Raw genomic sequence first — 9,934 nt, forward strand, 5'->3', positions numbered from 1 at the left:
TGTCAGGCTGTTTCGGTGAGCGAGCGGTCGAATGCGAGCAGTTCTTGGGCGGCCGCTTTGATCTGCGGGAGATGTTCGGGCGGCGTCGGACTCAGGGGTTGACGTGGGTTCACGTCGACCGACGCGAAATTAGCACCCGCGCGAGAAGGTTGTCAAACAACTTGATGCCGTGGTATTCCCTGTGCGCGGGGTTTGCGCCTACGACCCGAACATCCGGGCCAGCGCGTTTTCGAGGTGGGCGGCCATTGCACGGCCGGCGCGTTCCGGGTCGTGCGCGCGAATCGCCGCGAGCACTTCGAGATGTTCGGCCTGCACGAGGCGTTGCCGTTCGAGCGTCTTCACGAGCGACAGGTTGCGCGACAGGTTCATGCTGAACACGACCTGCTCTTCGATGAACGACATCACCGTGATGAAAAACTGGTTCTTCGACGCACGCGCGATGGCGAGATGGAACGCAAAGTCGTCCTTCGCGCCGATGCCTTGCGTTTCGATCACGCGCTCGAGTTCGTCCCACGCGGCCTGAATCGCGGCGATGTCGCTCTCGTCCGCCTGGCGGGCCGCGAGCGCCGCCGCGCCGGCCTCGGTGACGACGCGGAATTCATAGCAGCGGCGGATATCCGACAGCGTTTCGAGCGGCGCGAAGCGGCGCACGTCCGGGTCGGGACGGCGGCCCACGGTGGTCCCCGAACCGCGCCGCGTGACGATGATGCCGTCGGCGCGCAGGCGCGCGAGCGCCTCGCGCACGGTCGGGCGTGAGGTCGAGAAGCGCTCGGCGAGTGCGTGTTCGGTGAGGAGCCGGTCACCCTCCTTGAACTCGCCTTCGATGATGCTGTTGAGGATGTCGCTATAGATCCGGTCGGCCAACCCCGATGTTTTGCGCTCGTTCATGTGCAGGCTTCACGGTTGGTTGGCGTAAAGCCCGATTGTAAGGCAGATTTTCGAAGTTGTTGGGGCGGGGGGTTCGGTGGCGCCTGGGGGCGGGTTTACACCGTTTGATGCGCTTAGGCATCCATGGAACTTGTATTCGTGCCGGTTTATTAGCTCTGACCCTGTCCGGGACGGGATTCACTTTCTTTTCGACCGCTCGCTTTGCTAGCGCTCACGCTCAAACGCTCCCCGCCGACGCTCATAAAAAAGCGCGCCAGGATCAATTCCCCGACGCGCTTCGTCCCGATACCCGCCAAGCCGCTGTTACATCGAAAGCAGCTTGCGCGCCTCGGCCGCCGTCGCGACCGGCCGCCCATACTCCGCGCACAACCCCGCCACGCGTTCAACCAGTTGCGCATTGCTCTTGGCGAGCGTGTCCTTGTCCCAGCGCACGTTGTCCTCGAGTCCGGTGCGGCAATGCCCGCCCATTTCGAGCGTCCAGTGATTCACTTCGAGCTGGTGACGGCCGATGCCCGCTGCAGTCCACGTCGCGTCCGGGAGATTCTTCTTCAACTGCTCGACTTCGAATTCCAGGATCTCGCGCCGCGCCGGCAGCGCGTTCTTCACGCCCATCACGAACTGCACATGCACGGGCGACTTCAACAGTCCCTGATTCACCAGATCGACGGTGCTATAGAGCATCGCCAGGTCGAAGATCTCGATCTCGGGCTTCACGTTGTGATCGAGCATCATCTGCGCGAGCGTGCGCACGAAGTCGGGCGGGTTCTCGTAGACCGTCGTCGGAAAGTTGACCGATCCGGTCGCAAGCGATGCCATGTCGGGCGCCAGGTCCAGCATCGCGCCACGCTGTTCGAACGAGCGTCCGCGTCCGCCCGTCGAGAACTGGATGATGATGTCGGGACAGTGCTTGCGAATGCCTTCCTGAAGCTCCGCGAAACGGTGACGGTCGGAACTCGACTTCTCATCCTCGTCGCGCACGTGCAGGTGAACCAGCGACGCGCCCGCCTCGTACGCTTCATGCGTGCTTTCAATCTGTTCGGGAATCGTGACCGGCACAGCCGGATTGTCTTTCTTCTTCGGAACCGAACCGGTGATGGCGACGGAGATAATGCAGGGTTGAGTCATGCTCTTCGCTCCTTTGCGGCTTGGGCTCCAGCGGTCGGGGGCCGTTCTGCCGATAATTTTAACTAACTAGTACGCCCATGATTCTGAAGCAACGGCCGGAACACGGCAAGCCCGACAAACCCTAACCATCGACGAAGCCGGCAACAGCGGAATATTTTCCCGATTCGCCGTGTCTCGATAGCGGTGGCGTGACCTGGCCTTCCCGACCGCCCTCCTCCCGCAAAAAAGAGGCCACCTCAACCGGCTGCTATTGCTTGGCAGCCTGAGCCGTCAGCAGCTTGCCGAGTTGCTCGTCCGTCAGCGCAGGCTTCACGTCGAAGCTCATGAGATGGGCCCATTCGAGCACCCACTCCGCAAGCGGCTCGATGCTCGCGCATTCGCAGATCGCGACCCCATCGATCGAGCCCACCGCGTGCCAGCGCCCGAGCACCGTAATGCCGTCCGGCGGCGCTCCGCCGGTCTTTCGAAAGAGTTCGCTCGCCGCCTGCTGGGCTTCGGGAAGAGCGGTCCATCTGGCCATGAATAACATGGTGCTGACCTCCGTGAGAAGCGTTGAAAAACCGGCCTCCATGTCGCCAGGCGCCGGGCTTGCCCGCAAGCCGGGCTCGCGTGAGACACGCATCGTCCGGTCGCTGATTCAGTATAGGAGTCGGACCCGTCGTCGGTGACGGTCAGTGAGTTTCATCGCGAACGGCTCGCGCTCGCCACACGGGCATGAGGGACGCTTCATGTCTGATTAAAAAAAACATGCGTTCTCGCCCGCCAGCCTCGTCGAAATGAACCGGCGCCCGTGTATCAAGTTGCGAGTTGCAAGGCCATGGTCTAGAACTCTTGAGCAAGCGGCTCCCGCTTAAAAAAAACCGAACCATACGAGGCTCACTCAACCCTGGAGTCGCCATGAAACGACGATTGCAATCGCCGGCTGTTCTGCCCGGCCTCACCGTCGCGCTCATGTTCGCGCTGACGCTGGCGCTGACATTCACATGCAGCGCGGCACGCGCCGATGGACTGATCCCGCCGGACGTGCGGCTCGTGCCGGTCGTGCAGTTCCCGGGGACCACCGGCTACATCGCGCCCGACTACGACACGCGCCGAGCGGCGCTGCATAGCGTGTATCTGGCGCCGATCGAGATCTTCCTTGCGCCCGATTCGCCGTACAAGGGGATCGAGCCGACCCAGATGGCGGCCCTCACCTCGGCGTTCGCCGACATCCTGCGCGACGAAGTGCTGAATAGCGCCAACGTGGTCGACACGCCGCAGCCGGATTCGATGGTCGTGCAGATCGCACTCACGGATGTGCGTCTCGCGAAGCGGTCGTTTCGTCCGCGCGACATCACGCCGGTCGGCATCGTGATCAACGGCGTGAAGCGCGTCGCCGGCATCAGCAAGGTGTCGCTCACGACGATGACAGTGCAGGCGTTGGGCCTGAGTCCCGACGGCGAAACCCTGCTCTTTGCGATCAACAATCCGCCGCCGCCCGGCGATGCCGAACCGGAACCGGTCCGGCTCGACGAAGTGCCGGCCCTGCTCGGCAAGAAAGCCAAGCGATTGCAGTCGGCGTTCGTTGCAATCAGGGACCATCACTGACGGCATCGCGCGACGAGCGATGTCAGTGCATGCCCGCGACGGGCACGACCATCACCGGCTGCGCATAGGTCACGACGGGCCCCGGCCCCGCTGCGTAGGTGCCCGGCACCGGCACCACCACGGTCACGCGCGGCGGCGGCGGAGGCACGGGAACGACTCGCGTGGCGACGGGCACGACATAGGTCGGCGGCGCGGGTACGTAGTAATAGACGGGCCGCGGCGGCGGCGCATAGACGATGGCGGGCGCCATGTAGGTGACGCGCACGACCGTGGAAGCGGAAGCGCCCTCGGAACAGATGAGGCCAAGCGCGGCGGCGGCGGAAACGCTGATCATACGAAAGTTCACTTGAGATCCCTATGCATCGAATGCGACGGGTTCGTCTTCGCGTAGGAAGGCGTTCCGCCGTTGGCTCGCTTCGGGCGAACCGTTGAGGCGCTCGTGGCGCCGACGTTGCAAACGATAAGCAAAGCGCCCCGAAAACGGGAGTCAAAACATATTTCATTCGATGTCGCGAACGCTTGGCGGCGACGGATGATGTAGGCGCTTAAAGGGTGTTGGTCGATGCGCTTAAAGCCGTGACACGCCGCGACATGATTCGTAGCACCATTGAAATTGCTTTTGCGAGGCGGCCGTCAATAGAATGCATCTGTCAGCGGATGGCTTGCGACGCAACGACGCCCGCGCCATCCGCTCAACGCTCAACGATTCGACGGAGATCCCCCATGAAAAAGATGCTGGCCGTGCTTGCAGCCTGCGGCGCCATCGCGTGTTCAACCAGCGCGTTCGCGCAAACCGCGACGCAGCCGATGGGCGCATCGCCGCAAGTCGAACACGCGATGCAGCAGTTGAAGACTCGCTTCACGACGGCCAACACCACGCACGACGGCAAGCTCACTCGCGAGCAGGCCGCCGCCGGCATGCCGCGCGTCGCCCAGCATTTCGACGAGATCGATACGCAGAAGAAAGGCTATGTCACGCTGCCGGAGATCGCGCAATTCATGCGTCAGCGCGGTGCATCGCACTGACGCTTGCGACGTGGCGCGCGATGTTCGGTGGCGCGCGGACGGGGCACTCGTCCAGCACGCCTGAAGCACCGTCACCCAGCACGATCATCTGGCACGGCCCGTCGCGCGCCGCCTGAGCGTTGAGCACTGCCCGAAGAACCGCCAAGGAGCCAGCCGACATGGACGCCCAGCCCAAGATCATCGTCCTCGACGACGAAGCCGAACTGCGCAACATGCTGCAGCGTTTTCTGGGCTCGCACGGCTTCGAGGTGCGCGTCGTCGCCGACAGCAAGCGGCTCGACCGCTACCTTCAGCGCGAACCGTACGACCTGCTCGTGCTCGACCTGATGATGGAGCCTGAAGACGGCCTCTCCGTCTGCCGCCGACTGCGCGCCGAAGGACACACGCTGCCGATCCTGATGCTGACCGCAAAGGGCGATCCCGTCGACAAGGTGATCGGCCTCGAAACCGGCGCCGACGACTACCTCGCCAAGCCCTTCCTGCCGGGCGAACTCGTGGCGCGCGTGCGGGCGCTGCTCCGCCGCCAGAAAATCGCCGCGGGCGACCCGACGCTCACCTCGCAGTCGATCCGCTTCGGCGAGTTCCGGCTCGATCTCGGCCGCCAGCGGCTTTATCGCAACGACGAGCCGTTCGAGATCCACTCCGCGCAGATGCAGTTGCTGACCGCGCTCGGGTCGTCGCCGAACCGGGCCGTGAGCCGCGACAACCTGATCGCGCGCATGCGCGGGCGCGACCACGACGCGCTCGATCGCAGCATCGACGTGCAGGTGCTCCGGCTGCGGCAAATCGTCGAAGCCGATCCGTCGAAGCCGCGTTTCATCAAGACCGTGTGGGGCGTCGGCTACATGCTGCTCGCGGATCTGGAGTCGTGATGCGGTGGCGCCTGCCCCGCTCGCTCTTCGCGCGCAATATCGCGCTGCTGGTTGCGCTCGTCGCGCTGAGCCAGGTCTGCTCGCTCACGGTGCTGATGCGTTACGTGCAGACGCCGCGCATCGAGCGCGCGGCGGCCACCTTCGCGAACTACATCGCGACGCTCGGCGATCTCGTCGCCGCCGCGCCGCCCGATGCACGCGATGCGTTCATCGCGCGGCTGCACGCCCAGCGCGACCTGCCCGCCGATGCCGCGCTCGCGCCGCCGCCGTCGCTGCGCACGTTTTATCGCACGTACCAGCGCAACACGTTCCTTGCAATGCTGCGCCGTCATCTTCCCGCCGACGTCCAGGTGCGCTGGGAGACGGCGGGTAAAGAGCGCCTGTGGTTCCGCGTCCACGTCGCGAACGAGCCGTACTGGATCGCGCTCGACATTCCCGAAGCCGCGCATGGCGACGGCATCGCCACGACGATCCTGCTCTCGCTCGGCCTCGCCGCGCTCGCGACGCTCACCGCGTACCTGATCCAGCGCCACCTCAACCGGCCGCTCGACGATCTGGCGCGTGCTGCGCGCCACTTGAGCGCGGGCGGCCAGCCCGAGCCGCTGCCCACCGACGGCCCGACGGAAATCGCCCAGGTGAGCGTCGCGTTCAACCGCATGACGGAGGCGCTGCGCGAAGCCGAGGCGAGCCGCGCGCTGATGCTCGCGGGCATTTCGCACGACATCCGCACGCCGCTCACCAAGCTGCGTCTCGCAATGGCGATGGCGATCCCGGCGGGCGGCGACCAGGCGTTCGTCGCATCGTCGGAGAACTATCTCGACCAGATCGACAGCATCCTCCAGCAGTTCATGGACTATGCGGGGAGCGGCGCGCGCGAGGCGCCTGTCGTTGGCGATCTGAATGCGCTGGTCGCGAGCCTTGCCGGGGATTTTGCGGGGCTCGGGCATGAGTTCGAATTGTCGCTTGGCGAGGTGCCGGCGTTCCCGTTCCGTCCTGTCAGCACGATGCGCATGTTGATGAACCTGATGCAGAACGCGGTGCTGTATGGCGTGGTCGGGATGTCGGTGCGCACGTGGACCGATGCCGACGGGCGCGCGGTATATGTCGCGATTGGCGATCGCGGCAAGGGGATCGCGCCGGACGAGATGGAGAAGCTGAAGGAGCCGTTCAGGCGCGGGCGTGGCGGGGCGGGACATCCGGCGGGTACGGGGCTTGGGCTTGCCATCGTCGAGCGGATTGCGAAGCTGCATGGGGGGACGCTCGAGCTTCGGGCGCGCGAGGGCGGCGGGATGGAGGCGGTGGTGAGGTTTGGAGTGGCTGAGCGCTGACGGCTAACATCAGGCTGGAACGGCCATTGGAACACTTGATGCTTGTCCACGACCCCACCCATCGTCCTTCACCCCATCGGGAGCGCGCACCATGTCCGCCAAATCGTTCGAATTCCCCACGAAGTTTTCGCATGTCCGTCCCCACGACACCGCCTACGAGCCCGAAGGATTGCGCGATTTCTTCCTCTACCGCGATCTGGGCATCGCGCAAGCGACGCACGGAAAGGTCCTCGCGCAACTCGTGAAGGCGCATGCCGCACCAGAGCAAGGCACCGGCTGGCACCGCCATGAGGCCGAGTTCCACGTCGTGATCATGTTGAAGGGCTGGGCCCGCTTCATGTACGGCGACAAGGAGACGCTCGTCGCCACCGGTGATTGCGTCCATCAGGCGCCCGGCATCGTCCATTTCCTGTTCGACTATTCCGAGGACATGGAGTACCTGGAGATCGTCGGACCGGCCGACTTCAAGACCATCGATGCCGCCGGCCCCTGCGACGTCCCCGCCGTCACGCCGTGGGTGAGCGAGCCGGCCTGAGGCCGCGCCTCAAGCTCCAGCTCAAGCTCAAGACGGCCTCGACGCGGAAAGATCGCTGTCTCCGTCGGTCTTCACGGCCTGCGTCCCCGGCACGTCTTCGGCCAGTTCCTGCGGATCGATCATGTGCTCGGGCGCGATCGCCGAGCGGCGTTGCGGCGCCTTGATATCCGCGCCGGTCTTGCCGGCCTTGCCTGTCTTGCCCGGCTCGTTGAGCACGCTCGCCACCGCCGGGTTGTGCATCGGCGGGATCGACTGCAGCGGGACGATCGGCTGCGAACGCGCGTTGACGTTGATCGGGCTCGCCTCGTTGTCGTGGATCATGGCGCGCACGCGCGGATAGATATGCCGCTCCCAGCGCTTGCCGTTGAAGACGCCATAGTGGCCGACGCCCGTCTGCACGTGGTGCGTCTTCAGATATGGCCGCAGCTTGTCGCACAAGTCCTGTGCGGCGAGCGTCTGGCCGACTGCGCAAATGTCGTCGCGCTCGCCTTCGATCGTGAGCAGCGCCGTGCGCCGGATCGCCGAAGGTTCCACCTTGCGCCCGCGCACTTCGAGTTCGTGCAGCGGCAATGAATGACGCTGGAACACGGTATCGACGGTCTCCAGATAAAAATCCGCCGTCAGGTCCATCGTGGCGAAGTATTCTTCATAGAAGACGCGGATCGCGTCCGCCACCTGCGGATCGCCCTTCGCGCGCTGGTAGTGCATGTCGGCGAACGAGTCGAAATGGCGCGACAGGTTCATCGCCATGAACGCGTTCAACTGCATGAAGCCCGGATAGACGCGCCGGTGCGCGCCCGCGAAGCCGAACGGCACGGTGCTGATCAGATGCTTTTCGAACCAGTCGAGCGGCTTGCTCTTGGCGAGATCGTTCACGCGCGTCGGGTTGATGCGCGTGTCGATCGGACCCGCCATCAGCGTCATGCTCGCCGGTTGCGCCGGGTTGTTGTCCGCCGCCATCAGTGCGACCGCCGCGAGTGAAGCCACCGTCGGCTGGCAGACGGCGAGCAGGTGCGCGCCCGGACCGATCACTTCAATGAAGTCGATGATGTGCTGCACGTATTCGTCGAAGCCGAAGCGGCCGTGCGCGAGCGAGATGTCGCGCGGATTGTGCCAGTCGGTGATGTAGACGTCGTGATCGGCGAGGACCGTGCGCACCGTGCCGCGCAACAGCGTCGCGAAGTGCCCCGACATGGGCGCCACGACCAGCACGCGTGGCTGCGTGTGCGCTGTCGTCTCTTTCGCGAAGTGGACGAGCGAGCAGAACGGCGTCGCCGCCGCGACTTCCTCGATGACGGCGACCGTCTTGCCGTCGATCTCGACCGAGTCGATTTCGAACGGTGGCCGCGAATGCGTGAGCCCGGCGAGCGTCATGAGATCGCAGTTCGCACGAAGTTCGCGGCCCTGAGGCGTTGCGGCCATCGTCTGCCAGGCGGCCAGCGCGTGATTGACCAGCGCGGCGCCGTGGCGAAGCGGCAACATCAGGTCGGAGAACGCCTGGTAGGCGGGATAGGCGAAGGGGTTCATCGATCTCCCGCGAATGCGCGAAACTGAAAAGGAACCCTTGAGGAACGCAATACGTATGCCAAACGCATCGCTTGCGTTGCCCGCGGGCCGTTTGCCATTCACCTGCGCGTCACCCGAGCATAGTAGCCTCATACGCTTGGCATGGCACTTGCGCTTATCCCGCCCGTGCACTTATTTTGCCGCTATTTGGTGCGACAGCGCACGACGGCGTGCATCGCGGGTGCGCCCCGGACTTCGTCGCCCGTTTTCTAACCGGCTGGAGATTCGTATGGCAAATGCGACGCTAACCCTCAGCAGCAAGAACTATTCGTCGTGGTCGCTACGCGGCTGGCTGCTCACACGATTCAGCGGATTACCGTTCGAGGAGGTCGTGATGCCCGTCGACGACCCCGGCGCGCGTGCCGAACTGCTGCTGCTCTCGCCATCGATTCTCGTGCCGTGCCTGGTGCACAACGGCGTCAAGGTGTGGGATACGCTCGCCATCGCGGAGTACCTGAATGAAGTATGCCCCGATTCGGGGATCCTGCCGGCCGACCGTCGCGAACGCGCGCACTGCCGCTCGATTTGCGGCGAGATGCACTCGGGATTTGCCTCGCTGCGCTCTGCGCTGCCGATGAATCTCAAGGCGCACTTTCCCGGCTTCAAGGTGTGGGCGCGCGCGCAGACCGATATCGAACGGATCACGACGATATGGCACGAATGTCTTGCGCAGTATGGCGGGCCTTATCTGTTCGGCGAGCGGACTGCGGCGGACGCGATGTTCGCACCGGTAGTGACACGCTTCGTGACATACGACGTGAAGCTCGATCCGGAAATCGTCGGGTATGGGCAGCTTATTCTTGCGATGCCGGAGATGCAGCAGTGGATCTCGGATGCGCAACACGAAGTCGAAGAAATCGACGAGCTCGATGTCGAGTTTTAGGGGCGCTGGCGCTTGGGAGTGGTGTTTACGCCGTTTGATGTTGATGCGCTTCTATGGAACTTGTTTTCTTAGCGGTCTATTTGCTCTGCCCCTGTCCGGGGCGGGACTCACTTTCTTTGCTGCT

General features: G+C 64.2%; 11 protein-coding genes. 6 read left to right on the forward strand and 5 right to left on the reverse strand.

Annotated elements, in window-relative coordinates; all coding sequences use genetic code 11:
* Positions 1-198: 198 nt before the first annotated feature.
* The 3 genes from AWB68_RS27655 to AWB68_RS27665 all read right to left on the reverse strand — a co-directional run bounded on the left by AWB68_RS27655 (position 199) and on the right by AWB68_RS27665 (position 2,542).
* Entirely contained in the window at positions 199-888 is a 690-nt protein-coding gene (locus AWB68_RS27655; protein ID WP_087647530.1) for a FadR/GntR family transcriptional regulator, read from the reverse strand.
* Between the two features lie 303 nt (positions 889-1,191).
* Entirely contained in the window at positions 1,192-2,013 is an 822-nt protein-coding gene (locus AWB68_RS27660) for a 3-oxoadipate:acetyl-CoA acetyltransferase (protein ID WP_087647531.1), read from the reverse strand.
* Positions 2,014-2,260: 247 nt separating this feature from the next.
* Positions 2,261-2,542: a DUF3303 domain-containing protein gene (locus tag AWB68_RS27665; protein ID WP_087647542.1), complete on the reverse strand. Its 282-nt coding sequence runs from the start codon at positions 2,540-2,542 to the stop codon at positions 2,261-2,263.
* A 368-nt stretch (positions 2,543-2,910) separates the two neighbouring features.
* Between AWB68_RS27665 and AWB68_RS27670 the strand changes: the two genes are divergently transcribed.
* Entirely contained in the window at positions 2,911-3,600 is a 690-nt protein-coding gene (locus tag AWB68_RS27670; RefSeq protein WP_087647532.1) for a DUF3313 family protein, read from the forward strand.
* Between the two features lie 22 nt (positions 3,601-3,622).
* Here AWB68_RS27670 and AWB68_RS27675 read toward each other — a convergent pair whose 3' ends face one another.
* Entirely contained in the window at positions 3,623-3,946 is a 324-nt protein-coding gene (locus tag AWB68_RS27675; protein WP_200828808.1) for a hypothetical protein, read from the reverse strand.
* Positions 3,947-4,323: 377 nt separating this feature from the next.
* Here AWB68_RS27675 and AWB68_RS27680 point away from each other — a divergent pair, with 377 nt between their 5' ends.
* From AWB68_RS27680 to AWB68_RS27695, 4 genes are all read left to right on the forward strand, one after another.
* Positions 4,324-4,626: an EF-hand domain-containing protein gene (locus tag AWB68_RS27680; protein WP_087647534.1), complete on the forward strand. Its 303-nt coding sequence runs from the start codon at positions 4,324-4,326 to the stop codon at positions 4,624-4,626.
* 158 nt (positions 4,627-4,784) lie between these two features.
* Positions 4,785-5,498, forward strand: a complete 714-nt coding sequence (locus tag AWB68_RS27685) for a response regulator (protein WP_087647535.1) — start codon at positions 4,785-4,787, stop codon at positions 5,496-5,498.
* Positions 5,498-6,826, forward strand: coding sequence for an ATP-binding protein (locus AWB68_RS27690; RefSeq protein WP_087647536.1), 1,329 nt, complete (start codon positions 5,498-5,500; stop codon positions 6,824-6,826). The genes AWB68_RS27685 and AWB68_RS27690 overlap by 1 nt, the downstream gene beginning before the upstream one ends.
* Before the next feature lie 91 nt (positions 6,827-6,917).
* Positions 6,918-7,361 carry a cupin domain-containing protein gene (locus tag AWB68_RS27695; protein WP_087647537.1) on the forward strand — a complete coding sequence of 148 codons (444 nt, stop codon included), beginning with the start codon at positions 6,918-6,920 and terminating at the stop codon, positions 7,359-7,361.
* 27 nt (positions 7,362-7,388) lie between these two features.
* Here AWB68_RS27695 and AWB68_RS27700 read toward each other — a convergent pair whose 3' ends face one another.
* Positions 7,389-8,888: a polyhydroxyalkanoate depolymerase gene (locus AWB68_RS27700; protein ID WP_235028529.1), complete on the reverse strand. Its 1,500-nt coding sequence runs from the start codon at positions 8,886-8,888 to the stop codon at positions 7,389-7,391.
* A 268-nt stretch (positions 8,889-9,156) separates the two neighbouring features.
* Here AWB68_RS27700 and AWB68_RS27705 point away from each other — a divergent pair, with 268 nt between their 5' ends.
* The gene (locus AWB68_RS27705) at positions 9,157-9,810 is read left to right on the forward strand and encodes a glutathione S-transferase family protein (protein ID WP_087647538.1); all 654 of its coding nucleotides are present in this window, start codon (positions 9,157-9,159) and stop codon (positions 9,808-9,810) included.
* The last annotated feature ends 124 nt before the right edge of the window (positions 9,811-9,934 follow it).

Origin of the sequence: Caballeronia choica (assembly GCF_001544535.1) — a bacterium.
Lineage (GTDB): Bacteria > Pseudomonadota > Gammaproteobacteria > Burkholderiales > Burkholderiaceae > Caballeronia > Caballeronia choica.